This is a genomic window from Haloferax sp. Atlit-6N, assembly GCF_003383195.1.
Lineage (GTDB): Archaea > Halobacteriota > Halobacteria > Halobacteriales > Haloferacaceae > Haloferax > Haloferax gibbonsii.
This window is the reverse complement of sequence record NZ_QEQJ01000006.1, coordinates 110,709-135,132: the sequence shown is the minus strand read 5'-3', so window position 1 is coordinate 135,132 and position 24,424 is coordinate 110,709. Positions and strand designations below refer to the sequence as shown.

Sequence of the window (24,424 nt, the reverse complement as noted above, 5' to 3'; positions counted from 1 at the left end):
GTCCCCGGGCCGAGCGAGCCGTCGCGCATCGTCCGCAAATTGCCGATTCTGTCGCCAGTCGCCGACCCGTCGTAAGCGCGCAGCGGCGGCGACGCACTTCGACCTACCGCCCGCGGTCTGCGCCGCGGGTCCGTGGTTCGCGGTGTGTCGTCTGCGACCCGCGAACGCGGGCGCGTCGCCCTCGGTCGTCTAACCGGACGGCTGGTCCGACGAGGCTCCACGAACAATGACCGGCGAAATTGAAACACTCGCAGACCTGAGCAAGCACTACAAAGACTCCGTGCCCGCGGACCTCCGCGAGGCGAAGAGCTTCGAGTGGTACTTGGAAGAGGTCTACGCTCACCCAAAGATCGCTCGCAACGCCCACCAGCGCGTGGCGGACATGTTCGACTTCTACGGCACCCGTTACGACGAGGACGCGGGCGTCGTGGAGTACCTCATGGCCTCCGAAGACCCCCTTCACGACGGTGAAAACGTCTTCTACGGTCGCGAAGTACACGAGTCGATCCACGAGTTCGTCAACAAGGTGAAATCGGGGGCCCGCGGCCTCGGCCCCGAAAAACGCATCAAACTCCTCTTGGGTCCCGTCGGCTCCGGGAAGTCCCACTTCGACTGGATTTCCCGGCGCTACTTCGAGGATTACACGATGTCTGACGAGGGGCGGATGTACACCTTCCGGTGGACGAACCTCGGCGACGTCATCCGCGACCAGGACCCCTCCGACGACGTGGTCCAGTCGCCGATGAACCAGGACCCGCTCGTGTTGCTCCCGCAGGAACAGCGCGACGTGGTCATCAAGCAGTTGAACGAGAACCTCGACGCGCCGTACACCATCCGGAACGACCAGGCGCTTGACCCCGCCTCGGAGTTCTACATGGACCGGCTGCTCGCCCACTACGACGACGACCTAGAGGAGGTCGTGGCGAACCACATCGAGGTCATCCGGCTCGTCGCCTCCGAGAACAAACGGCAGTGTATCGAGACGTTCGAGCCGAAGGACAAGAAGAACCAAGACGAGACCGAACTCACCGGCGACGTCAACTACTCGAAACTCGCGGTGTACGGCGAGTCCGACCCGCGGGCGTTCGACTACGCCGGCGCGTTCTGTAACGCGAACCGCGGCATCTTCTCCGGCGAGGAACTGCTGAAGCTCCAGCGCGAGTTCCTCTACGACTTCCTGCACGCCTCGCAGGAACAGACCATCAAGCCGAAGAACAACCCCCGAATCGACATCGACCAGGTCATCGTCGGGCGGACGAACATGCCGGAGTACAGAGAGAAGAAGGGCGACGAGAAGATGGAGGCGTTCAACGACCGGACGAAGCGCATCGACTTCCCGTACGTCCTCGAGTACGAACAGGAGGCCGAAATCTACCGGAAGATGCTCCGGAACGCGGACGTGCCCGACATCCACGTCGAGCCGCACACCTTAGAGATGTCCGGGCTGTTCGGCGTTCTGACCCGCATCGTCGAACCCGACTCCGACACCATCTCGCTCGTCCAGAAGGCGAAGGCCTACAACGGCGAGTTGGACGACGGCGACGACGTGGACGTGCGTAAACTCCGCGAGGAGGGCGAGAAGAAAGCCGACATCGCCGAGGGGATGGACGGCGTCTCCGCCCGGTTCATCGGCGACGAAATCGCCGAGGCCATCATGGACGCGACCCACCGCGGCCGCGGCTACCTCTCGCCGCTGTCCTCGTTTACCCACCTCGAAGAGAACCTCGAGAACCACGGGTCGATTCCCGAGGAGAACCTCGAACGCTACCACCGCTACCTCGAGATGGTCCGCGAGGAGTACAAAGAGCGCGCCATCGAGGACGTGCGCCACGCCCTCGCCTACGATATCGACGAGATTCGCCGGCAGGGCGAGAAGTACATGGACCACGTCATGGCCTACATCGACGACGCGACGGTCGAAGACGAACTGACGGGCCGCGACCAAGAGCCCGACGAGAAGTTCCTCCGCGCGGTCGAAGAGAAGCTCAACATCCCCGAGGACCGCAAGGACGACTTCCGACAGGAGGTCTCCAACTGGGTCTCTCGGCGTGCCCGCGAGGGGACGTCGTTCAACCCGCAGGACAACGACCGCCTCCGCCGCGCCCTCGAACGCAAGCTCTGGGAGGACAAGAAGCACAACATCAACTTCTCGGCGCTCGTCAGCGCGAACGAGCTGGACGACGACGAACGCAACGCGTGGATAGACGCGCTCGTCGACCAGGGCTACTCGCGCGACGGCGCACGGGAGGTGCTCGAGTTCGCCGGTGCGGAGGTGGCGAAGACCGAACTCGAAGGGTGACCATGCGAGACTACATCCGCGAGGCGGACGAGGCGCTCCGCGGCACCTACGAGGAGCCGATGAGCCTCGGCGAGTACGTCGACGCCGCGTTCGAGTCCCCGTCTATCGCCTCCCACGCGTCGAAGTACCTCTTGGAAGCCATCGAGTCGATGGGGACCAGACAGGTGGTCGAACAGGGCGAGGAGAAACAGCGCTACCGCTTTTTCGACGACCCCGCCAACGACGGCGAGCACGCGGTTCTCGGCAACACGGAGGTGCTCAACGCCTTCGTCGACGACCTGCGGACCATCGCCGCCGACCGCGGCAAAGCCGAGAAAATCGTCTGGTTCGACGGCCCGACGGCCACGGGGAAATCGGAGTTGAAACGCTGTCTCATCAACGGGCTTCGGGAGTACTCGAAGACCGACGCGGGGCGGCGCTACACCGTCGAGTGGAACGTCGCCAACGCCGACGACACCCGCGGGCTATCCTACGGCGGCGAGGTCGATGCCGCCGACGAGGACTGGTACGAAAGCCCGGTCCAGTCGCACCCGCTTTCGGTGTTCCCCGCGGAGGTTCGCAAGCGGCTGCTCGCCGACCTCAACAGCAGGAACGGCGACCACATCCCCGTCGACGTCGACGAGGACCTCGACCCGTTCTGCCTGGAGGCGTACACCTACCTCGAAGAGGAGTTCCGCAGAGCGGGCAAGCAGGACCTCTTCAGCGCCGTCACCGACCCGAAACACCTCCGGGTGAAAAACTACGTCGTCGACGTCGGCCGCGGCGTCGGCGTCCTCCACTCGGAGGACGACGGCTCGCCCAAGGAGCGACTGGTCGGGTCGTGGATGCCGAGCATGCTCCGCGAACTGAACTCCCGGGGGCGCAAGAACCCGCAGGCGTTCAGCTACGACGGCGTGCTCTCGCAGGGCAACGGCCTCCTCACCATCGTCGAGGACGCCACCCAGCACGCCGACCTGCTCCAGAAGCTCCTGAACGTCCCCGACGAGGGCCACGTCAAGCTGGACAAGGGAATCGGGATGGACATCGACACCCAGCTCGTCATCATCTCGAACCCGGACCTCGACGCCGAACTCGACAAGTACGCCGACAGGAACGGCCGCGACCCGCTGAAGGCGCTCAAGCGCCGGCTCAACAAACACGAGTTCCGCTACCTGACGAACCTCTCGCTGGAGGCCGAGCTCATCCGCCGCGAGCTGACCAACGAGACGAGCGTCTGGACCGACGACCCCGAGGCGATGGCCGACCGCGTCGCCGAGGCCGTCTCGCTGGACGTCCGCGAGGGGCCGGGCGAGGTCCGCACGCGAGAACTCGCGCCCCACGCCGTCGAGGCCGCGGCGCTCTACAGCGTCGTGACCCGGCTCGACGGCGACGACGTGCCGCGCGACCCGGACATCGAGTTCGACCTCGTCGACAAGGCGCTGTTGTTCGACCGCGGCTACCTGCAGGTCGGCGACCAGCGCCGCGAGGTGTCGGCGTTCGAGTTCGTCGGCGACTCCGAGGGGACTCACGGGATTCCCGTGACGTTCACCCGCGACGTCATCGCCGACCTCCTGCACGACCGCGTCGACCGCAGACACCCCGACCTCGACGTGTCGTCGGTGGTGATGCCGACCGACGTGCTCGACGAGATGGTCGCCGAGCTATCGGACGCGCCCGTGTTCTCGCGGGCGGAGTCCTCGGAGTACGAGGGCCGCATCGCCATGGTCAAAGAGTACATCTTCGACCAGCAGGAGGCGGACGTGCTCGACGCGCTTCTCGCCGACAAAGGCGTCGAGCGCGAGACGGTCGAGGAGTACGTCGAACACGTCTACGCGTGGGCGTCCGACGGGCAGATAGAGACCGAGCGCGGGCCGGTCGACCCCGACCCGCTTCTCATGAAGCTGTTCGAGACCGAGCACCTCGGGCGCTTCTCGCCGGACGACTACGAGGGCAACGACCCATCCGAGACGGTCGAGGACTTCCGAAACGAGAAGGTCATCACCGCGCTCAACCGCTACGCGTGGGAGAACCGCGACGAGGGCTTTACCGTCTCCGACGTGGACCTGACCGAGATTCCGGTCATCCGGACGGTGCTCGAAACCCACGACTGGGAGGACGTGCGCCGGCTGTTCTCCGACCTCGACCCCCGCCAGTGGGACGACCCGCCGGCGAACACCGAGACGGCGCGCGTGAAAGCACGCACCATCGACGAGTTGGTCGACCGCGGCTACACCGCGGCGTCGGCCGAACTGACCAGCCGTGCCGTGATGAAGGAGGTGAGCCACACATGGGACTGAGAGACGACCTCGAACGATTCCGCGAAGTGGGCGAAGAACGCCGCGAAGACCTCAAGGAGTTCATCTCCTACGGCGACCTCGGCGCGTCCGGCTCGAAAGACATCAAGATACCCATCAAGGTCGTGGACCTGCCGGAGTTCAAGTACGACCGCCTCGACATGGGCGGCGTCGGGCAGGGGAAAGGCGGCACGCCCGACGTGGGCCAGCCGCTCGGCCAGCCACAGCCCGGTGACGGCGAGGGCGAAGACGGCGAGCCCGGCGAGGAGGGGGCCGAACACGAGTACTACGAGATGGACCCCGAGCAGTTCGCCGAGGCGCTGGACGAGGAACTCGGCCTCGAACTCGAACCGAAGGGCAAGGAGGTCATCGAGGAGGTCGAAGGCGACTTCACCGACATCACCCGCAGCGGCCCCCACAGCACCCTCGACTTCGAGCGCCTGTTCAAGGAGGGCCTGAAGCGCAAGCTCGCGATGGACTTCGACGAGGAGTTCGTCCGCGAGGCGATGAAAGTCGACGGCACCTCGGCCCGCGAGGTGTTCCGGTGGTGCCGCGAGCAGAACATCCTCGTCTCGATGGCGTGGATCGAAGACGAGTGGAGCCGCATCCCGGACGACGAACGCGGGACGTGGGCCTCCTTCGAGGAGATGGAGGAGAACGTCGAGCGGACGACGGCCATCCAGCGCATCCGACGCGAGGGGCTCCGCGAGATTCCGTTCCGCCGCGAGGACGAGCGCTACCGCCACCCCGAGGTCATCGAGAAGAAGCAGTCGAACGTCGTGGTCGTCAACATCCGCGACGTGTCGGGGTCGATGCGGGAGACGAAGCGCGAACTCGTCGAACGCACCTTCACCCCGCTGGACTGGTACCTCACGGGCAAGTACGACCACGCCGAGTTCGTCTACATCGCCCACGACGCGGAGGCGTGGGAGGTCGAACGCGACGAGTTCTTCGGCATCCGCTCGGGCGGCGGGACGCGCATCTCGTCGGCCTACGAGCTGGCGAAGGAGGTGCTGGACGAGCGCTACCCGTGGCGCGAGTGGAACCGCTACGTCTTCGCCGCGGGCGACTCCGAGAACTCCTCGAACGACACCAAAGAGCGGGTCGTCCCGCTCATGCAGGAGATAGACGCGAACCTCCACGCCTACGTGGAGACCCAGCCCGGCGGGACCGCCATCAACGCCACGCACGCAGAAGAGGTCGAACGGAGCCTCGGCGAGCAGGGTAACGTCGTGGTCGCGTACGTCTCGGAGCCCGACGACGTCATCGACGCCATCTACACCATCCTCAGCACGGAGGCGACAGCAGAATGAGTTTCAGACGACACCGCAGAGACGCACAGCGCGAGGCCGCCAGACTCGACGAGCCCGTCCGGGAGGCCGGCGCGCTCGCGAAGAAGCTCGGACTCGACCCCTACCCGGTGAACTACTGGGTGGTCAACTACGACGAGATGAACCAGCTCATCGCCTACGGCGGGTTCCAAGAGCGGTATCCGCACTGGCGGTGGGGGATGACCTACGACCGCCAGCGGAAGACCGACCAGTTCGGCATGGGTAAGGCGTTCGAAATCGTCAACAACGACGACCCGGCGAACGCCTTCCTCCAGGAGTCGAACTCGCTGGCCGACCAGAAGGCCGTCATCACCCACGTCGAGGCGCACTCGGACTTCTTCAAGAACAACCAGTGGTTCGGGCTGTTCTCCGACGAGGGGCAGTTCGCCGCCGCGGCGATGCTCGAACGGCACGCCCAGACCATCGAACGGTACGTGGAAAACCCCGAAATCAGCCGGGACGACGTGGAGAAGTTCATCGACGCCGTCCTCTGTCTGGAAGACACCATCGACCAACACCGGACCATCCGCGAGGCCGCCGCCGACGAGGACGGTCGTATCCCCGGAGACATTCGCGCCCAGTTGGACAGTCTCGACATCTCCGACGACGTGCGCCGCGAGGTGTTCGACGACGCGTGGCTCGAACAGGTCGAAGAGGCCGAACGCGAGGCCGCGAAGCTCACCGACCCCCGGAAGGACGTGCTCGCGTACGTCCGCGAACACGGGATGCGGTACGACGAGGAGACGGGCAAGGCCGAAGAGATGGAGCCGTGGCAGAAGGACGTCCTCGACATGCTCCGCGAGGAGGCGTACTACTTCGCCGCCCAGAAGATGACGAAGGTGATGAACGAGGGCTGGGCGGCCTACTGGGAGTCGCTCATGATGGGCGACGAGCGCTTCGCGGGCACGGACGAGTTCATCACCTACGCCGACCACCAGTCGCGCGTCCTCGGGTCGCCCGGGCTCAACCCCTACAAGCTCGGCAAGGAGCTGTGGGAGTACATCGAGAACTCGACGAACCGCGCGGAGGTCGCCGACAAACTCCTGCGCGTGAAGGGCGTCACGTGGCGCAACTTCCACGAGACGGTCGACTTCGACGAGGTGCAGACGCTCCTCCGGGCGGACCCCGCTATCGACGGCGTCAGCGCCGACTCCCTCGACGAACTGTCCGAACTCGGCCCCGACGACCCGAGAGTCGACCACGAGACCCTCGACAGGGCGCTGTCGGGCGACGAGTCGCTCGACCTCGAAGCGTACCCGTGGAAGCTCCTCACCTACGAGGGGCTCGCGGAGCGACACTACTCGCTGGTCAAGGCGCAGAACCGCGGGTTCCTCAGCCGGATTCGGCGCTCCGAACTCGAACAGCTCTCGCGGTACATGTTCGACGACGAGGTGTACGACAGCGTCGAGGAGGCCGTCGCCGACGTGGACAAGACCGCCGGCTGGGACCGGATGCGCGAGATTCGCGAGAGCCACAACGACGTGACGTTCCTCGACGCGTTCCTCTCCGAGGAGTTCGTCCGCGCGAACCACTACTTCGCCTACGAGTACTCCCAGTCGTCCCGGCAGTTCCGCGTCTCCTCGTCGGAGTACCGAGACGTGAAAAAGAAGCTCCTGTTCCAGTTCACGAACTTCGGAAAGCCGACTATCGCGGTGTACGACGGCAACTTCGACAACCGCGGGGAACTCCTGTTGGGACACCAGTACAACGGCGTCATCCTCGACATGAAACAGGCGAAGGGCGTCTTGGAGCGCGTCTATCACCTCTGGGGCCGCCCGGTGAACCTGATGACCATCACGAAGGAGTTCGACGAGCACGAGGTCGAAGTCGCCCGTCGACGGGGGCGCGAGCCGACGCCGGAAGAGCGAGCCATCCGCGTCCGCTACGACGGCGAATCGTTCGACGAACACGACCTCGACCCCGAACTGGAGGCGCGTATCGCCGCCGGCGAGGTCGACTACGACACGAAGCCCGATGACTGGCTCTGAGCGGGGCGATGGCCGAGCCTGACTCGCCGACCGTCTCCGGCGAGCAGGCGGACGGCTCGCTCGACGAGGCCGACATCCACGACGTGCTCAGAAACGAGCGGCGGCGGCTCGCGCTCGAACGACTGCGCGACGGGGACGGGCCGGAGTCGGTCGGCGACCTCGCGGAGCACATCGCCGAGATAGAGTCCGGCGAGTCGCCACCTCCCAAGAACGTCCGTCAGAGCGTCTACATCTCGCTCCACCAGACCCATCTGCCCAAGCTCGACTCGCTCCGAATCGTCGCGTACGACTCGCGGGCGAAGACCGTCTCGCTCGGGTCGAGCGCGGCGGAGCTCGACCACTACTTGGCCGACGAGGAGCCGACGCAAGCTCCCTTCGCGCTCCTGTCGCTCGCGACGTGTCTCGCCGGGCTCGCGCTCCTCTTCGCCGGCTGGATGGGCGTCCCCGTCATCGACCGCGTTGACCCGCGACTCGTCGCCGGGCTCGCGCTCACCGTCGCCGCCGTCGTCGCCGGCGCGGAACTCGGCCTGCAGACGCGAAGCCGGACGTAGACCCGGCGACACGGCCGGGGGTCGCCCCAGGACCGCCGTTCGACTCAAGTCATCCCCATCCTAAGCGCCGCCGACGATGTCCGAGTCAACTTCGCTCGCGTGGTTCCGCCGCGACCTCCGCCTGCACGACAACGAGGCGCTCGCGGCCGCCTGCGACGCCGGCGGCGTCCTCCCGGTCTACTGTCTCGACCCCCGCGAGTACGGCGACCGGCCCTTCGGCGGGCCCGACTCCTTCGACTTCGACAAGACGGGCGCGCACCGCGCCCGCTTCCGCCTCGAATCGCTGTCCGACCTCCGGGCGTCGCTCCGTGACCGCGGGAGCGACCTCGTCGTCCGCGAGGGAACACCCGAGTCCGTCCTTCCGGAGTTGGCGGCGACCGTCGACGCCGACTTCGTGACGGTCCACACGCGTCCGACCCCCGAGGAGTCGAGCGTCGAGTCGGCGGTCGAGCGAGAACTGGGAGGCGACGGCGTCGACCTCCGGCGCTTCTGGGGCCACACGCTCACCCACCTCGACGACCTCCCGATGGCGCTCTCCGAAGTTCCGGACACGTACACGACGTTCCGGAAGGCGGTCGAATCGGCCGTCGAAGGCGACGAGGGAGGCGGCACAGGGCGAAGTGGCGAGTCAGCGGGCGACGGCGACCCCGCCGGTCGTGACCCGCTTTCCGAACCGGACGTCCCGCCGCTCCCGGTCGACGCACCCGTCGCGGGCGACCTCCCCTCGCTTTCGACCCTCGTCGGGACTGCGGACGCCGAGTCCGCCCGCGCCTCCGACGACCGCGGCGTCCTCTCCTTCGACGGCGGCGAGACGGCCGCGCTCGACCGCGTGGAGTCGTACATCTGGACGGGCGACCACCTCCGCGAGTACAAGGAGACGCGAAACGGGATGCTCGGAGCCGACTACTCCTCGAAGTTCTCGCCGTGGCTGAACGAGGGCTGTCTCTCGCCGCGGTACGTCAAGGCCGAGGTGGACCGCTACGAGGACCGACGGGTCGCAAACGACTCGACGTACTGGCTCGTCTTCGAACTCCGCTGGCGCGACTTCTTCCAGTTCCAGTTCGCCAAACACGGGAGCGACTTCTTCCGCCGCGGGGGCATCCGCGAGCGGACCGACATCGACTGGCGGGCGGACGAGACGCAGTTCGAGCGCTGGGCGGCGGGCGAGACGGGTATCCCTTTCGTCGACGCGAACATGCGGGAGTTGAACGCGACGGGCTACATGTCGAACCGCGGGCGGCAGAACGCCGCGTCGTTCCTCGCCAACGACCTCCGACTGGACTGGCGACGCGGTGCGGCGTACTTCGAGACGCAGCTCGTCGACTACGACCCCGCGTCGAACTACGGCAACTGGGCCGCGGGCGTCGGCAACGACTCGCGGGACCGCTCGTTCGACGTGCGCTGGCAGGCGAACCGCTACGACGAGGACGCCGAGTACGTGAAGACGTGGCTCCCCGAACTCGACGCGTTGCCCGCCGAGTACGCCCACGAACCGTGGGAGCTAAGCGACGAAGAACAGGCGACCTACGGGGTCGAGTTGGGCGTGGACTACCCCGAACCGATGGTCGACCTCGACGGGAGTTAGAGCGGCGACGGCGCTCGGAGTGCGGTCCCGACCGCGGTCACATCCCCCACGCGTCGTCGGCCGACCCGCCGAGGCGGGCGGCGGCGAGCGCGAGGACCGTCACGAGCGCGAACCCGATGAACGCGAGTCGCGGAATGGTCAGGATGCCGCCGAGCATGGGATATTGGATGGACGTACACGGGCCGCCGACGGTACAGGTCGCGCCCGGTGCGACCTGCAGGTACGAGTGGTAGCCCGAGAGGGCGAGCCCTCCCAGCGAGAGGGGAAGCACCGTCTTCCAGACGCCGGGTCGGTCCTCGACCGCAGCGACTCCGAGCACCACGACGAGCGGGTACATCAGGATGCGCTGGTACCAACAGAGGTCGCAGGGCGTGAGTCCGAGACCGAGGCTGAAATAGAGGCTCCCGCTCGTCGCGGCGAGGGCGACGAGCGTTCCGGCGGCGAGCGCGGCGCGCGTCGTGTCCGACACGGTCAGACGCTCCCGAGATCGTTTCTCGCCCGGTTCGGCTTCGGGGCCGACTGTTGTCGCTTCGCGTGCGGTTCGCCACGGTCTCGTCGGGTCGGGTCGCGTATCATCGCTCGGTGGACGTAGAGCCACGATAGACGCCGGCGAACCTCAAGCCATCGGCTTCGCAGTCGAGCTGTCGGCGCGAACGGGGGCGGTCGGACGAATCGGGCCACTCAGACGAGCGCAGTCGCTCGGGAGGGTGGATACGCGGAGTGACCCTCGCCCGTCGGGGGACGACCGACGGGCGAATCTTCGTGGGCCGCTCGGTCACGGGATACGCGCCGAACCAGTGCGATTTGATTGCCGCAGCACGGTGTTATCAATGTTGTGTCGCTGACTGTTGTGTCGGTTGCGGTAATTCCGCGTGCGCGTGTCTCCGTGCCGCCCGCTTTACGGGCGAAAGACGACGATAGCGACGCCGGCGACGCCCGCCGCCACGAGGAGCGCGCTCCGCCGGGCGACCGGCCCGAGGAGTTCGCGGTCGACGCTCGCCGCGAGAGCCACCTTGACCGCGATGCTCGCGGCGGTTCCGGCGAGGACGCCGACGACGGCGGTCGTCCCGTCGATGTTGCCGCCGCCGTAGAGCGTGACGGCGGTCGTGACGACCGACCCGCTCGACACCAGTCCGCCGAGGAAGCTCGTCACGACGAACCCGGTCGCGCCGAAGTACTCCTGTGCCGCCGCGGACGCGAGCAACACGAGGAGGAAGAACACGCCGAACCGGAGGGCGCTTTCGAGGCTGAACGGCGACTCGAACGCCACGTCGAGGTCGACGCCCCACTCGCGGGAGTGCAGCGCGTAGCTCACACCCACGAGCGCGACGAGTCCAAGGGGAATCCCCACCTCGACCGCGAGCTCCGGGATGAACACGACGACGAGCGAGAGGTTTCGGAGCGCCATCGCCGCGTCGGCCATCAGAATCGCGCCGGCCGCGAGCGGTCGAATCGACGGGTTCCGGCTGGTCCGACCGGCTATCTCGCCGATGACGGCCGTCGAGTTCACCAGCCCGCCGAAAAAGCCCGTGATGGCGATGCCGCGTTCGCCGTACCGTCGGATGATGACGTAGTTGACGAAGCCGATTGCGCTCACCGCGACGACGAGCAACCAGACCGTCCGGGGATTGACGGCATCCCACGGACCGATTCGCCCCTCGGGGAGCAACGGGTAGACGACGAACGCGATGATGGCGAACTCGACGGCGCTCCGAACCTCGTCGGTCGTGAGCCGCCGGGCGAACCCGTGGAGTTCGCGCCGCAGGACCAACAGGAGCGACGACGTGAGCGCGACGACGACGCCCTCGATGACGAAGCCGCTCACCACCGCCGCGCCGACCGCGTAGGCGACTAACAACGACGTCGACGTAGTGAGTGAGAGGTTCACGCCGAGGTCGTCCAGGCGAACGACCTCGGCGTCACCGCGGCGGCCGTCGTCGGCTTCGGCGTCAGCGTCCGCGTCGAAGTCGAGTTGAGAGTCGGCTCGGTCGTCCTCGCTTTCGTGCGACCCGCGTTCGACGAGTCCGCGACTCCCGAGCAACACCGCCTGTGCGACCACCAACAACCCGCCGACCGCGAGGAGGATGTCGCTTCCGACCACGACGGCGACGCCACCGAGGAGGCTCGTCAGCGTGAACGTCCGCACGCCGGCGCTCTTCTTCGACCGCTCGCGCTCCAACCCGAGGAACATCCCCAACGCCGCCGCGACGAACAGGCGGACGACGACGGGGTCGATTTGGGAGACGAACTCTTCGAGCATCATCGAACTCCCGTCCCGGGACGCTCGTGTTCCATGCTATCGTGTATATTTTAATTGCTATCGTTAAAAACGTGTAAGCTAACTACCGCGGGCGGGAGTCGAGTCGTCCGGGGTGAGAGAACTGCTCGGGAGAGGAGTTGAATTCCACTCGCAACAAGTTGCTCGCTAGTTCGAATATCCCGCTCATATCCGCACCTTCGCGGTCTAGGCGACATGTACAGCGGTCGCTTGGAAGGTAGTTCAGCAGAGAAGTGCTCGGTCAGGGATTTGAACCTCAGTCGCAGCAAGCTACTCCCTGATTCAAATCCCTACACTGCGCGCTCTTCTTCGTCACGTTGTTCCTTAGAGAAGTGCTCGGTCAGGGATTTGAACCCTGGTCCTCGGCTCGAAAGGCCAAGATGATTGGCCGGACTACACCAACCGAGCGTCTGCATTCACGAGTGGTCGTTGGACTATTTTAAGCGTTGCGTTCCATCGTGGGTGAGTGAGAGGAACCCACCCACGGCGGCGGCTTACTCGCCCGTGAACTCGGGGTCGCGGTCGCTCGTGAAGGCGGCGATGCCCTCCATCAGGTCCGAGGTGGTAAACAGTAGGCCGAACGCCTGCGCTTCGACCTCCAGTCCGGAGTCGGTGTCTTCCCAGCCGTTGTGCATGGCGCGCTTGGTGTAGCGCTGGGCGACCGGCGGGCCCTGTGCGAACCGCTTCGCGTACTCGAAGGCCCGTTCTTCGAAGCCGTCGTTCTCGACGACCTCGTTGATGAAGCCGTAGTCAGCCATCGTCTCGGCGTCGTAGCGGTCGGCGCTGAAGATAATCTCCTTCGCGCGGCCGGTGCCGACGATGCGCTGGAGGCGGACCGTGCCGCCCCAGCCGGGGAGGAGCCCGAGGTCGTGCTCCGGCTGGCCGAGTTCGGAGCGCTCCGTGGCGATGCGGAGGTCGGCGCACATGGCGAGTTCCATCCCGCCGCCGAGACAGAAGCCGTCGATGCCGGCGATGACCGGCTTGTCGAGTTCCTCGAGCTTTCCGAACGTCTGTTGGCCCTTCCGAGAGATTTCGACGCCCGAGACGGCGTCGCCGCCGCCCGCGGCGATACTCGTCACGTCGGCTCCGGCGGAGAACGCGCGGTCGCCGGCCCCCGTGAGGAGCACGGCGCGGACCTCGTCGTCCTCGGCGAGGGTGTCGAGCGCTTCGGAGAGTTCGTCCATCAGTTCGATGCTGATGGTGTTGAGGCGGTGCGGGCGGTCGAGGGTGATGTGACCGATGCCGTCGCGCACCTCGACGGAGATGTCGTCGAACGCGGGTGCCTCGTCGGATTCCTCCGCGCCGCCGTAGAAGCCCTCGCCGGACTGGGCGAGGTCGCGGAGGTACTGGACGGCCTCGTAGCGCTCCTCACCGGTCTCGTCGTGGTGCTTGTCGAGCGCGCCGACGAGGGTGGCGATGCCCGCGTTGTCGGCCATCTTCGCCGGGCCGTCGGGGAAGCGCCCGCCGAGTTTGACCGCGCGGTCGATGGCCGCCGGGTCGGCCACGTCGTTTCCGACGAGACCTGCGACTTCGTTCGCCATGACGCCGAGGAGGCGGTTCTTGACCGCTTCGCTCCCCTCGTCGTGGGGGACTTCCGCGCCCTCGCCGTCCTCGTAGTCGTAGAAGCCCGTGCCGGTCTTCTGACCGAGGTCGCCTTCCTCGACCTTCTCGGAGAGGAGCGGACACGGCTCGTAGGCGTCGCCGAGCACCTCGTGCATGTATTCGAGGACGTGATAGCCCACGTCGATGCCGACGTAGTCGGCGAGTTCGAAGCTCCCCATCGGGAGGCCCATGTCGTACTTCGTCGTGGAGTCGACCTCGGCCATCGTCGCGTCGCCCGAGTGGACAATCCACGCGGCCTCGTTCATCAGCGGGACGAGGATGCGGTTCACGATGAAGCCGGGGCTGTCCTTGCGGACGCGGACGGGCGTCTTGCCCATCGCCTCGGCGAGGTCCTCGACGAGTTCGAGCGTCTCGTCGGCGGTGTGCGCGCCGGAGATGACCTCGACGAGGTCCATGCGGACCGGCGGGTTGAAAAAGTGCATTCCGCAGAAGCGCTCGGGTCGCTCCGTCACTTCGGAGAGTTCGGTGATGGAGAGACTGGAGGTGTTGGTGGCGAACACCGTGTGGTCGGGGGCGTGTTCCTCCAACTCGGTGTACACCTCCTTTTTGATGGACATCTTCTCGGGGACGGCCTCGATGACCACGTCGGCGTCGACGACGGCCTCGCCGAGGTCCACCGCCGTCGAGACGCGGGCGAGCGCGGCGTCGGCGTCGTCCTGCGACAGCCGGTCCTTCTCGGCGAGTTTGTTCAGCGACCACTCGATTTGGTCGTAGCCCTTCTGAACGAACTCGTCTTTGATGTCGCGCAGCACGACGTCGTAGCCGGCGAGGGCCGCGACCTCCGCGATGCCGTGGCCCATGTTGCCCGCTCCGAGAACGGTGATACTGTTGACGTCATCTACGTTCATGGACGAACGTTATAGTGCGCGGCGGTTTCAACGTTTCCCTCGCGCAGAATATAAACGTAACAGATGTTTATTTTCTCGGTTAGAAATACCGGCGCAGTCTGTCGATTATTCGTCTCGGCTTTGCTTTCCACCCGTTCGAAGTTAGTCCACGCACCGCCAGAGATACCGGCTGGCGTAGCTCCGATAGGGGGCCCAGCGCTCGGCGCGTTCGCGCATCTCGCCGCGGGAGACGGCGTCGGGTTCGAACCCGAAGACGTGTTCCATGCCGCGTCGAATCCCGAGGTCCTCGACCGGGAACACGTCCTCGCGGGCGAGCGCGAAGATGAGGAACATCTTCGCGGTCCAGTCGCCGACGCCGCGAATCTCGGTGAGCGCCGCGACGACCTCGTCGTCGTCCATCTCCCGGAGAGATTCGGCCGAGAGGCCGTCTCGGAACGCGTCGGCGACGTTGCGGACGTAGCCGACCTTCTGATTCGAGAGGCCGCAGTCGCGCAGGACGGCCTCGTCGGCGGCCAGTATCCCCTCGGGCGTGACCTCGACGCGGTCGAACAGGCGGTCCCGAATCGTCGCCGCCGCGGTCGTCGAGAGCTGTTGGTTGACAATCGAGACGACCAGTCGCTCGAAGGGGTCGTCGGCGGGGTCGAGCGAGAGCGGGCCGTGTTCCTCGACCACGTCGCCGAGGTGCGGGTCCGCCCGGAGTTCGCGGTATGCGTCGTCGCTCATCGACCCGTGGTTGGGTCGTCGGAGAGAAAAGTGCGCGTGTCTCGGGTGCTCGGATGCGGTCACCGGTCGGAGCGACGGCGGTCGTCGCGCCGATGGCGAGCGCGCCGGTGGCCGTGGCGTGGCGCGGGCCGACTTACTCTTCGAGGAGTTCCTCTTCCTCGTCGTCGCTGTCGTTGCGGTCGGCGTTGGCGCGGCGGCGCACGTCCACGCGGTAGTGTTCGAGGATGTCGCGCCCGAGCAGCAGCGGGTAGTCCATGTGCGAGCGGTCCTCGACGCTGGCGGTCACGGTGTGCTGGGTGCCGCCGATACCGATGACGAGGTCGACCACGGGGCGGGCCTTCCCGCCCTTGAGGCTCCCGGACTTCACGCGCGTCATGCTCTTGATGGGCCCCGCGCCGATTTCGGCGGCGAGGCTCGTGTCGATGCTCGTCCGGGTCGCGCCGGTGTCGGACTTCGCGAGGGTCTGCTGGGAGCCGCTGGTCCCGTTGACGACGACCTCCTCGATGTAGCCGATGATGGGCGCTTCGCCGTCGATGATGGGCGACTCGTTGGGGGCACACGAGGGGACGGAGTCGTCGAGCGTCGCGGACAGTTCCTCGACGCGTGCCTCGTCGACCTCGCCGCCCGCGCGCTCGATTGCGAGCTTCGCGATGTGCGGTGCGGGGCTCTTGCCCGTCGCCTGATAGAGGCCCTTGAAGCCGGCGGTCGGGTTGGCTTCGAGGACGAACCAGCCGTCTTCGCCCTCGACGAGGTCGACGCCGACGTAGTCCATCTCCATCACTTCGGCCGTGTAGAGCGCCGTCTCCCGCGCTTCCTCGGGCATCTCGTCGGTCGCGTTGAGCACGTCGCCGCCGAGGGCGACGTTGGTCCGCCAGTCGCCGTCCGGGGCGTAGCGGTACATCGCGCCGATGATTTCGCCGTCGACGATGTAGACGCGCAGGTCGCGGTGGCGGTCGCCGTCGCGGTCGATGAGCTTCTGCAGGAACGCCTGTCGGTTGCCGACCTTCGGGTTCACGGGCTCGGTCAGGTCGACCTTCCACGTCCCGCCGCCGTGGGTGCCGATGGCGGACTTGTAGACGCCGACGTCGCCGAAGCGCTCGCGGCCCTTGTTCAGCCGGTCGTTCGAGAGCGCGAGGAGCGCGTCGGGCACCTGGATGTTCCAGTTGGCGAGCGTCGCGGCCGTGGCGAACTTGTGGATGGCCGCGAGAACCGCGTCGGGCTCGTTGAGCATCGGTCGGATACGGTTGAACGTCGTCGCCAGCCCGAGCAGTTCCGCGGGTTCCTCGGTGTTCGACAGGAGCAGTCGATTCGCGATGATGTCCACCTCAGGCTCGACCGTCACCTCGCCGTCTTCGATGCTGACCGCCGCGTTCTCCCGGCGGAGCCACACCGGCTCGTGACCGAGGTCTTCGACCGCGTTGAGGATTGCCTTCGTCTCCTTGCTGTTGTGCAGAGAAAGCACGCCGACACGCACGGCGTCGTCTGTGGTGGACATACTCAGTTGATATCCTTCCGGTTTCAAAGACATGACGGTCGAGAGCCGGCCGCCCGCGGTTCGCGGCCGCGAGGACGGCGTCGGGCGGTCCGTCGCGACCGTTTATAACCCCGGCCCTCCCATCGCATCACATGGCCGACAACGAGGCCTTCACCTACAACGGCGGGAAGGTCGAGCCGGGCGAGACACAGGACATCCGGTACGGCATCTCCGAGACGTATCTCGGCGACCCGGTTCGCATCCCCGTCACCATCATCAACGGGGAGCGGCCGGGGCCGACCGTGTTCCTCTCCGCCGCCGCCCACGGCGACGAACTGAACGGTATCGAGGTCGTCCGCGAGGTGGCCTACGAGTGGGACCTCGCGGACCTCGCGGGCACCCTCGTCTGCATGCCGGTGATGAACGTCCCCGCGTTCCTCGCCCAACAGCGGTACCTCCCCATCTACGACCGTGACCTGAACCGGTCGTTCCCGGGCTCCGAGACCTCGACGGGAGCAAAGCGGATGGCACACCGCATCTACCAGAACTTCATCGCGCCCTGCGACCTCGGCATCGACTTCCACACCTCCACGCGGGGGCGAACTAACATGCTCCACGTCCGCGCGGACATGTCCGACCCCGCCGTCGCGCGACTCGCCAACGCCTTCGGCTCGCACGTCATCATCGACAGTTCGGGGTCCAGCGGGATGCTCCGAACCGAGTCGTCGGCGAGCGGGACGCCGGCCATCACCGTCGAGATGGGCGAGGCCCACCGCTTCCAGCGCGAACTCATCGACGAGGCGCTCGCGGGCGTCGAGAGCGTCTTCGCCGAGTTCGGCCTCCGGGGGACCTCGACGGTCAACTGGCCGGGCTGGCGGACCGTCATCTCGGACGAAAACGAGAAGACGTGGCTCCGCGCCGACGCTGGCGGCATCGTCGACATGCACCACGACCGCGGCGCGCTCGTCCACGAGGGCGACCGCATCTGCACGATTACGAACCCGTTCAAGGACGACAACGTCACCGTCGTCGCCCCCTTCACGGGCCTGCTCGTCGGCGTCCTCGAGAACCCGGTCGTCTACCCCGGGAACCCGCTTTGCCACCTCGTCGAACTGAAGGACAAGGTGCGGCGCGTCGTCGAGCGCGAGCAGTCCGGCACCCCCGAGCCGACGCTCTGAGACCGGCCGCCCCGCCCCGAGATATTCGGGGTCCGGCGACTTTTGCCAACCCTCACGAAACTCCATACACGTAAGTTCTATACCCTCCCCTTCCCGACACTCACAAGAGCATGAGTCAGTCTTACAATCGGGGCCTCATCGAGGACTTCAGCAGATGGCGGGAGTTCTCGGCCGGCATGTGGGCCTGGATATTCCACAAGTTCACCGGCTGGGTGCTTGTGGGTTATCTCTTTACCCACATCGCCGTGTTGTCGACGGCCCTCTCGGGCGCGGCGGCGTACACGAACACGATTCAGGCGCTGGAGAGTCTCTTGGTCGTGCGTATTCTGGAAGTCGGGCTGCTCGCGGTGGCGGTGTTTCACATCCTCAACGGACTGCGGCTGCTGTTCGTCGACCTGGGCGTCGGGCTGGAAGCACAGGACAAGAGCTTCTACGCGTCGCTCATCCTGACGGGTGTCATCGTCGTCGCGAGCGTTCCCACGTTCCTCTCGGGGGTGAGCATCTAATGGCAGAGCGATACACGTCCTTCGAGCCGGGCGGCCGGCGGTGGCTCTGGCAGCGGCTGACAGCCGCCTTCCTCGTCGTGGTGCTGGCGTTCCACTTCTTCCTGCTCCACTTCGTCAACCACGCCGACGAAGTGACGTTCGCCCTCTCGCAGGCGCGCATGGAGCAGCTGACGTACTTCTCGCTGATGATCCTGTTCCTCGTCACCGCGACGTTCCACGGGGTCAACGGCGTCTACAACGCCCTCGTCAACCAGGGCCTCACGGGCACCCGGAAGACGGCGGTCAAGGCGATTCTCGGTCTCGCGAGCGTCCTCCTCATCGTGCAGGGCGTCCGCACGGCCCTCGCGTGGGCCGGAGGTGTTCCCATCTAATGAGCACGCAAGTTCCCGAAGCAGTCGAAGAGGAATCGGCCACGGAGACGGCGTCCGCCGGCAAGCAGAAGCGCGACGCGAAAAAGCGCGAGCGGGCCGAGCGAGTCCAAGAGCAGCGCGAGGCCGAGGCGGCCGAGAAGGCGCGCTCCGCGGACGACACCTTCCACCTCAAGGTCTTCCGCTACGACCCCGAGGTGCCGGAGAAGCAGGAGCCCCGCTTCGACGACTTCCACGTCCCGTACAAGCAGGGGATGACGGTCCTCGACGCGCTCATGTGGGCGCGGGACCACTACGACTCCTCGCTTACCTTCCGGCACTCCTGCCGGCAGGCCATCTGCGGGTCCGACGCGCTGTTCGTCAACGGGTCGCAGCGACTCGGCTGCAAGACCCAGCTGTCGGACCTCTCGGAGCCGATTCGGGTCGAGCCGCTCCCGCACGCCGACGTGGTCAAGGACCTCGTCGTCGACATGGAGCACTTCTACGACCAGATGGAGTCGGTCGAGCCGTACTTCCAGACGAACTCGCTTCCGGACGGCGAACTCGACGAGCAGCGCCAGACGCGCGAGAACCGCGAGAAGGTCAAGATGTCCACCCGCTGCATCTGGTGTAGCGCGTGTATGTCCTCGTGTAACATCGCCGCCGGCGACAACGAGTATCTCGGTCCCGCGGCCATCAACAAGGCCTACCGCTTCGCCATGGACGAACGCGAGGGCGAGGACATGAAGCAGCGCCGCCTCGAAATCCTCGAACAGGAACACGGCGTCTGGCGCTGCCAGACCCAGTTCTCCTGTACCGAGGTGTGCCCGAAGGACATCCCTCTCACGGAGCACATCCAGGAACTCAAGCGCGAGGCGATTAAGAACAACCTGAAGTTCTGGTGAACTTTCCGGTGAAACCCTGAAGTTCGACCAACCCTACGACACACCCAAACACACCATGTACGAACACGACGTTATCGTAGTCGGCGCGGGCGGGGCGGGCCTGCGCGCGGCGATTGCGGCACACGAGGAAGGGGCCGACGTGGCCATCGTGTCGAAGCTCCACCCGGTCCGAAGTCACACGGGCGCGGCGGAGGGCGGCATCAACGCCGCGCTCCGCGAAGGCGACTCGTGGGAGGACCACGCCTACGACACGATGAAGGGCTCGGACTATCTGGCCGACGCGCCGGCGGCCGAGACCCTCTGTAAGGACAGTCCGAAAGAGACCATCAAGCTCGAACACTGGGGGATGGCGTTCTCCCGGGACGACGACGGCCGCGTCAGTCAGCGACCGTTCGGCGGGCTCTCGTTCCCGCGGACCACCTACGCGGGCGCGGAGACGGGCCACCAGCTGCTCCACACGATGTACGAGCAGCTCGTCAAGCGCGGCATCAAGGTCTACGACGAGTGGCACGTGACCCGACTGGCCGTCTCCGACGAGGAGAAGCCGGAGGACCGGAACTGCCACGGCATCGTCGCCTACGACGTTCAGACCGGACAGGTCGAGGGCTTCCGCGCCCGCAACGGCGTCATCCTCGCCACCGGCGGCCTCGGGCAGGTCTACGACCACACGACCAACGCGGTCGCCAACACCGGCGACGGCGTCGCGATGGCCTACCGCGCCGGCGCGCCGATGGAGGACATGGAGTTCATCCAGTTCCACCCGACGACGCTCCCCTCGACGGGCGTTCTCATCACCGAGGGCGTCCGCGGCGAGGGCGGCATCCTCTACAACGAAAACGGCGAGCGCTTCATGTTCGAGTACGGCTACGCGAACAACCTCGGCGAACTCGCCTCGCGCGACGTGGTCTCCCGGGCCGAACTCACGGAGGTCAACGAGGGCCGCGGCATCGAAGACGAGTACGTCCACCTCGACATGCGCCACCTCGGCGAGGAGCGCATCATCGACCGCCTCGAGAACATCATCCACCTCTCGGAGGACTTCGAGGGCGTCAACCCCCTCGACGCGCCGATGCCGGTCAAGCCCGGCCAGCACTACGCGATGGGCGGCATCGAGACCGACGAGAACGGCGAAACCTGTATCTCCGGTCTCTACGCGGCCGGCGAGTGCGCCTGTGCCTCCGTCCACGGCGGCAACCGTCTCGGCGGCAACGCGCTCCCCGAACTCATCGTCTTCGGCAAGCGCGCCGGCCACCACGCCGCGGGCAAGGACATGGAGGCGGCCAAAATCACGACCGGCAAAGAAGGCGAGTACGAACTCGGCGAGGTCGACTCGCCGGTCGAACTCGGCGAAGCGGGTATCGGTGAGGACGCCGTCGCCGACGGCGGGACGGCGGCGGACGCGGGCGCGTCCGTCTCCGGAGCGGACCTCGTCCAGCGCGCCGTCGAAGACGAGCGCGAGACCATCGACACCCTCCTGGAGCGAGAAGACGGCATCCAGCAGGCCGAGATTCGCGAACGCGTCCAGAAGTCGATGACGCGCAACGTGAACGTCTTCCGCGAGGAGTCGGCCCTCAAGGACGCGCTCCGCGACATCCGCGAGGCGCGCGAACTCTACCAGGACGTGTTCGTGGCCGACAAGTCGCGGACGTTCAACACGGACCTGCTCCAGACGCTGGAGACGCGCAACATCCTCGACATCGCCGAGGCCATCACGCTCGGCGCGCTCGCGCGCAACGAGTTCCGCGGAGCCCACTGGCGCAAGGAGTACCAGGAGCGCCGCGACGAGGAGTGGCTCAAGCACACGATGCTCTCGTGGAACGACGGCCGCCCGGAACTCTGGTACAAGCCGGTCATCCTCGAAGGCGAGGACAAGACGTACGAGCCGAAGGTCCGGAGCTACTGAGTCGACCGCGACTCGTCCGAGTCGCAGACGCCCTTTCTTCCGACGTCGACTCCCGAGCGGTGCACCGACGTGCACAGCGCGCCGAACCGCGTGACCGCGGCCGGAGCCCACCAACGGCTATTTGCCCGCTCGACCCCTACAGCCGCCCGGAAGGGTGGCTCAGTGGTAGAGCACACCGGCGCAGGCCCTCGCGGTCGGTCCGGTGGTTTTCAATGGCTTCGCGTGGTTCGACTCCCGCCCCTTCCGTCTCGGAACCGCGGGCCGCCGGGCCTCGCCGCCCGCCGGCCCGCGACCCGCTCCCTTCGACGACAGTCGAAGTCGGCGGCGTCGAACACCGACAATTATCCGATGTACGTTCGTGACGAATACAACGATTCTCTCGAATTCGGGACGTTCGCGGCCTCACCCCCGACCTCGGTTCTTCGACGATTGTTGTAAGAGAGTTTTATTATCGTCGAAGCAAAGGGGATGACAACGACCATGCAACAGACGGTTCCGACCATCGAAGTCCCCGGCGAACTCGAATCGCCCTCGGCCAAGCTCGTGTACCTCTATCTCACCACGCACGACGGCGCGTCCATCACCGACCTGCAAAACGGGCTGGAGATGAAGAAAATCGCCCTCTACAGCATCCTCAGTACGCTGTCGAAGCGCGGCTTCGTCCGACAGGACGCCGAACGCTACCACGTCGCTCAGTGACGGCTCGGCGAGTCAGTGATTCCTCGGCGACCGCGCCGCCCGGACCTGTGCGCCGTCGCGGACCATATCCTCGCAGTTCGGGCAGACACGCGGATTCTCCATGCCATCGGGAGTGAAGACTCGGGCGTATGCGGGCGTCACGAACGAACCACAGTTCTGACATTCCGGCATGGTATCTAGTATCCTCCATGAATATCACATAAGTTTTCTCCCTAGACGAGTGCGAGAAGGAGGCCGACGAGGAGGAGCGCGAAGATGAGAAGCGTCACGGCGAACATGAATTGATCGGTCCCGTTCATACCGAACACGACGTTCCGGATAAAGATAAAATTCCGTCTCGACGCCGCGTCCCGCCGCGCTCGGCGGGATTCTCTGATTTTCGACCGCGATAACGAGGGGGGTAGAACTAAATTCATCGCCCCCGTCGGTCCCGTAACGGTCCTCCAATGGAGTTCGTGTACGCGTTATCTGGGTTGTTCGCCGGGCTCTTTCTCGGAGCGGTGGCAGTCGTCACTGCGCTCACGTACACCCCCTACGGCGCGTCGCTGTTCGACACCGCGATAACGGCGCTGACCGGTGTCACGCTCCAACTGGGAAACCTCCTGTTCATCTCGGCGCTCACCGCCCTCGCGTTCGAGGGGCTCGCGATGAGCGGCATCCGGTATCCGGTCGTCGTCCCCGCGGCGTTCGCGTACGTGCTCACTCACGTCACAGTCTACTACTCGTGCATCCGCATCACCGACCTCCAGTCGGAGCCGCTCGACCCCGACGTTATCATCAAGCATAATCCGTTTCGGGCGCTCGTCCTCGGCGTGCCGGGGTCGCTTCTCCTCATTCGGGTCCGGCCGCCCGCGAGGCGGAACTGAACCCGTCTCGACGAACCGCGGGCGTGGCTCCGGCTCGCGACGACTGAACGCGGGGCCCGCGTGGGCGCAGAAAACGGTCGAACCGGCGACAGAAGCCAGGAGTGGGATTTGAACCCACGAAGTCTCGATTACAAGTCGAGTGCATGAACCGCCCATGCTCTCCTGGCGCGTCCGTCGATTACCGGTCCTCCTTTGAGTGTGTATCGTTTCGCATCGATTTCTCCAGTTCGACGCGGTGCGGTCGGTAGCCGTGCCGCCGGTAAAACCGACGGGCGGCGTCGTTGTCCGCCAGCACGTCCAACGCGACGGTATCCGCGCCGGCGTCTCCGAGCGCGGTCTCCGCCGCCGCCAGCAGTCGCGCGCCGACCCCGGCGTCTCGGTACGCCGGGCGGACGAACAGGTTCCGAATCATCCCGCGGGTCGCGTCCTGCTCGTACGCCCCCGCCTCGATGTCGAACATGACGAAACCGACGATGTCGCCCGTCTCCGGTCCCTCCGCGTCGTTCCCGTCGTTCCCGTCGTTCTTCTCGGCCCCATCGGTCCCCTCCTCACGGGCGACGAGCACGCCGTCGGCGGCGACGTGTCGCGCCAGCGCCTCCCGTATCGGCGCCCGATTGGCGTCGGCGCGGAGGTGCGACCCGAACGACCGCTGGTCCGCGGCGAGTTCGACCCACAGGTCGGCGAGGTCGTCGAGGTCGGAAAACGCCGCCGAACTGACGCGCATGGGCCCTGTCGGGGCTCTATCCGCTTTTAAGTGTCGGCGATTCGGACCGAAATCGAGGAATCGCGGCCCTGCGGGGTGCCGAGCGGGGTCAGTAAAGACGACCGATGAAGAAAGATTTATCTATGTTTATCGTCCGCACATATCATGAGGATAGTTATCAATGGGTATTGCCGAAACCTACTCCCGTGGCAGGCAGTTCGCCATCGAGCGTCCGTTCGCGCTCGTCTTGGCGGTCATCGTAGTCGTACTATTCGGTGACTTGCTTCGCGGGTTAGCAACAGGGCAGACGCAGTTTGCCGACATTGGCACGCTGGTCTGGGATG

At 66.0% G+C, this 24,424-nt stretch carries 19 protein-coding genes and 3 tRNA genes; 14 read left to right on the top strand and 8 right to left on the bottom strand.

Translation table 11 applies throughout. The features are described 5' to 3' along the window. Positions 1-226: 226 nt before the first annotated feature. The 6 genes from DEQ92_RS18265 (at position 227) to DEQ92_RS18240 (ending at position 10,027) form a co-directional block, all read left to right on the top strand. Positions 227-2,299 (top strand): PrkA family serine protein kinase, encoded by a 2,073-nt coding sequence (locus DEQ92_RS18265; protein ID WP_004974434.1) that lies wholly within the window; start codon positions 227-229, stop codon positions 2,297-2,299. Beyond that, positions 2,296-4,575 carry a PrkA family serine protein kinase gene (locus DEQ92_RS18260; RefSeq protein WP_004974435.1) on the top strand — a complete coding sequence of 760 codons (2,280 nt, stop codon included), beginning with the start codon at positions 2,296-2,298 and terminating at the stop codon, positions 4,573-4,575. The genes DEQ92_RS18265 and DEQ92_RS18260 overlap by 4 nt, the downstream gene beginning before the upstream one ends. Continuing rightward, entirely contained in the window at positions 4,566-5,885 is a 1,320-nt protein-coding gene (locus DEQ92_RS18255) for a YeaH/YhbH family protein (RefSeq protein WP_004974438.1), read from the top strand. The genes DEQ92_RS18260 and DEQ92_RS18255 overlap by 10 nt, the downstream gene beginning before the upstream one ends. After that, positions 5,882-7,891, top strand: a complete 2,010-nt coding sequence (locus tag DEQ92_RS18250) for a SpoVR family protein (protein ID WP_115821203.1) — start codon at positions 5,882-5,884, stop codon at positions 7,889-7,891. The genes DEQ92_RS18255 and DEQ92_RS18250 overlap by 4 nt, the downstream gene beginning before the upstream one ends. Before the next feature lie 8 nt (positions 7,892-7,899). Further along, positions 7,900-8,442: a hypothetical protein gene (locus DEQ92_RS18245; protein WP_004974441.1), complete on the top strand. Its 543-nt coding sequence runs from the start codon at positions 7,900-7,902 to the stop codon at positions 8,440-8,442. A 76-nt stretch (positions 8,443-8,518) separates the two neighbouring features. Then, complete coding sequence (locus DEQ92_RS18240) at positions 8,519-10,027, top strand: DASH family cryptochrome (RefSeq protein WP_115821202.1); 1,509 nt, start codon at positions 8,519-8,521, stop codon at positions 10,025-10,027. 37 nt (positions 10,028-10,064) lie between these two features. Here DEQ92_RS18240 and DEQ92_RS18235 read toward each other — a convergent pair whose 3' ends face one another. From DEQ92_RS18235 to DEQ92_RS18210, 6 genes are all read right to left on the bottom strand, one after another. Next, positions 10,065-10,496, bottom strand: a complete 432-nt coding sequence (locus DEQ92_RS18235) for a disulfide bond formation protein B (RefSeq protein ID WP_008094895.1) — start codon at positions 10,494-10,496, stop codon at positions 10,065-10,067. Positions 10,497-10,925: 429 nt separating this feature from the next. Next, a complete protein-coding gene (locus tag DEQ92_RS18230; RefSeq protein WP_115821201.1) occupies positions 10,926-12,287 on the bottom strand; it encodes an MgtC/SapB family protein in 1,362 nt (453 codons plus the stop codon). A gap of 351 nt (positions 12,288-12,638) precedes the next feature. Next, positions 12,639-12,713: transfer RNA gene (locus DEQ92_RS18225), tRNA-Glu, on the bottom strand. An 86-nt stretch (positions 12,714-12,799) separates the two neighbouring features. Next, on the bottom strand, positions 12,800-14,776 hold the full coding sequence (locus tag DEQ92_RS18220) for a 3-hydroxyacyl-CoA dehydrogenase/enoyl-CoA hydratase family protein (RefSeq protein WP_004974449.1): 1,977 nt from the start codon (positions 14,774-14,776) through the stop codon (positions 12,800-12,802). A 141-nt stretch (positions 14,777-14,917) separates the two neighbouring features. Next, positions 14,918-15,499, bottom strand: a complete 582-nt coding sequence (locus tag DEQ92_RS18215) for a DNA-3-methyladenine glycosylase (protein WP_115804990.1) — start codon at positions 15,497-15,499, stop codon at positions 14,918-14,920. A gap of 133 nt (positions 15,500-15,632) precedes the next feature. After that, on the bottom strand, positions 15,633-16,994 hold the full coding sequence (locus DEQ92_RS18210; RefSeq protein WP_004974451.1) for a RimK/LysX family protein: 1,362 nt from the start codon (positions 16,992-16,994) through the stop codon (positions 15,633-15,635). A 131-nt stretch (positions 16,995-17,125) separates the two neighbouring features. On the opposite strand from DEQ92_RS18210, the gene DEQ92_RS18205 reads away from it, so the two are divergent. The 8 genes from DEQ92_RS18205 to DEQ92_RS18175 all read left to right on the top strand — a co-directional run bounded on the left by DEQ92_RS18205 (position 17,126) and on the right by DEQ92_RS18175 (position 23,377). Beyond that, positions 17,126-18,151 carry a succinylglutamate desuccinylase/aspartoacylase family protein gene (locus DEQ92_RS18205; RefSeq protein WP_115804991.1) on the top strand — a complete coding sequence of 342 codons (1,026 nt, stop codon included), beginning with the start codon at positions 17,126-17,128 and terminating at the stop codon, positions 18,149-18,151. A 110-nt stretch (positions 18,152-18,261) separates the two neighbouring features. After that, a complete protein-coding gene (gene sdhC, locus DEQ92_RS18200) occupies positions 18,262-18,657 on the top strand; it encodes a succinate dehydrogenase, cytochrome b556 subunit (RefSeq protein ID WP_004974453.1) in 396 nt (131 codons plus the stop codon). After that, positions 18,657-19,028, top strand: a complete 372-nt coding sequence (locus DEQ92_RS18195) for a succinate dehydrogenase hydrophobic membrane anchor subunit (RefSeq protein ID WP_004974454.1) — start codon at positions 18,657-18,659, stop codon at positions 19,026-19,028. Before sdhC ends, DEQ92_RS18195 begins: the two co-directional genes overlap by 1 nt. After that, positions 19,028-19,909, top strand: a complete 882-nt coding sequence (locus DEQ92_RS18190) for a succinate dehydrogenase/fumarate reductase iron-sulfur subunit (protein WP_004974456.1) — start codon at positions 19,028-19,030, stop codon at positions 19,907-19,909. The genes DEQ92_RS18195 and DEQ92_RS18190 overlap by 1 nt, the downstream gene beginning before the upstream one ends. A 55-nt stretch (positions 19,910-19,964) precedes the next feature. Continuing rightward, positions 19,965-21,812 carry an FAD-binding protein gene (locus tag DEQ92_RS18185; RefSeq protein ID WP_004974458.1) on the top strand — a complete coding sequence of 616 codons (1,848 nt, stop codon included), beginning with the start codon at positions 19,965-19,967 and terminating at the stop codon, positions 21,810-21,812. A 148-nt stretch (positions 21,813-21,960) separates the two neighbouring features. Further along, a tRNA-OTHER gene (locus DEQ92_RS23475) sits at positions 21,961-22,058 on the top strand. Between the two features lie 234 nt (positions 22,059-22,292). Continuing rightward, entirely contained in the window at positions 22,293-22,511 is a 219-nt protein-coding gene (locus DEQ92_RS18180) for a helix-turn-helix domain-containing protein (protein ID WP_008094913.1), read from the top strand. 446 nt (positions 22,512-22,957) lie between these two features. After that, complete coding sequence (locus DEQ92_RS18175) at positions 22,958-23,377, top strand: hypothetical protein (protein WP_004974462.1); 420 nt, start codon at positions 22,958-22,960, stop codon at positions 23,375-23,377. Between the two features lie 93 nt (positions 23,378-23,470). Here DEQ92_RS18175 and DEQ92_RS18170 read toward each other — a convergent pair. Then, positions 23,471-23,544: transfer RNA gene (locus tag DEQ92_RS18170), tRNA-Thr, on the bottom strand. Positions 23,545-23,555: 11 nt separating this feature from the next. Continuing rightward, positions 23,556-24,101, bottom strand: coding sequence for a GNAT family N-acetyltransferase (locus DEQ92_RS18165; RefSeq protein WP_115804992.1), 546 nt, complete (start codon positions 24,099-24,101; stop codon positions 23,556-23,558). Between the last annotated feature and the right edge of the window lie 323 nt (positions 24,102-24,424).

Bases quoted from the DNA above. Each gene is read 5' to 3' on its own strand.
- DEQ92_RS18245 (WP_004974441.1), top strand. From the start codon at position 7,900: ATGGCCGAGCCTGACTCGCCGACCGTCTCCGGCGAGCAGGCGGACGGC.
- DEQ92_RS18180 (WP_008094913.1), top strand. From the start codon at position 22,293: ATGCAACAGACGGTTCCGACCATCGAAGTCCCCGGCGAACTCGAATCG.
- DEQ92_RS18205 (WP_115804991.1), top strand. From the start codon at position 17,126: ATGGCCGACAACGAGGCCTTCACCTACAACGGCGGGAAGGTCGAGCCG.
- DEQ92_RS18255 (WP_004974438.1), top strand. From the start codon at position 4,566: ATGGGACTGAGAGACGACCTCGAACGATTCCGCGAAGTGGGCGAAGAA.
- DEQ92_RS18240 (WP_115821202.1), top strand. From the start codon at position 8,519: ATGTCCGAGTCAACTTCGCTCGCGTGGTTCCGCCGCGACCTCCGCCTG.
- DEQ92_RS18215 (WP_115804990.1), bottom strand. From the start codon at position 15,499: ATGAGCGACGACGCATACCGCGAACTCCGGGCGGACCCGCACCTCGGC.
- DEQ92_RS18195 (WP_004974454.1), top strand. From the start codon at position 18,657: ATGGCAGAGCGATACACGTCCTTCGAGCCGGGCGGCCGGCGGTGGCTC.
- DEQ92_RS18250 (WP_115821203.1), top strand. From the start codon at position 5,882: ATGAGTTTCAGACGACACCGCAGAGACGCACAGCGCGAGGCCGCCAGA.
- sdhC (WP_004974453.1), top strand. From the start codon at position 18,262: ATGAGTCAGTCTTACAATCGGGGCCTCATCGAGGACTTCAGCAGATGG.
- DEQ92_RS18265 (WP_004974434.1), top strand. From the start codon at position 227: ATGACCGGCGAAATTGAAACACTCGCAGACCTGAGCAAGCACTACAAA.
- DEQ92_RS18190 (WP_004974456.1), top strand. From the start codon at position 19,028: ATGAGCACGCAAGTTCCCGAAGCAGTCGAAGAGGAATCGGCCACGGAG.
- DEQ92_RS18220 (WP_004974449.1), bottom strand. From the start codon at position 14,776: ATGAACGTAGATGACGTCAACAGTATCACCGTTCTCGGAGCGGGCAAC.
- DEQ92_RS18175 (WP_004974462.1), top strand. From the start codon at position 22,958: ATGGAGTTCGTGTACGCGTTATCTGGGTTGTTCGCCGGGCTCTTTCTC.
- DEQ92_RS18230 (WP_115821201.1), bottom strand. From the start codon at position 12,287: ATGCTCGAAGAGTTCGTCTCCCAAATCGACCCCGTCGTCGTCCGCCTG.
- DEQ92_RS18210 (WP_004974451.1), bottom strand. From the start codon at position 16,994: ATGTCCACCACAGACGACGCCGTGCGTGTCGGCGTGCTTTCTCTGCAC.
- DEQ92_RS18185 (WP_004974458.1), top strand. From the start codon at position 19,965: ATGTACGAACACGACGTTATCGTAGTCGGCGCGGGCGGGGCGGGCCTG.
- DEQ92_RS18165 (WP_115804992.1), bottom strand. From the start codon at position 24,101: ATGCGCGTCAGTTCGGCGGCGTTTTCCGACCTCGACGACCTCGCCGAC.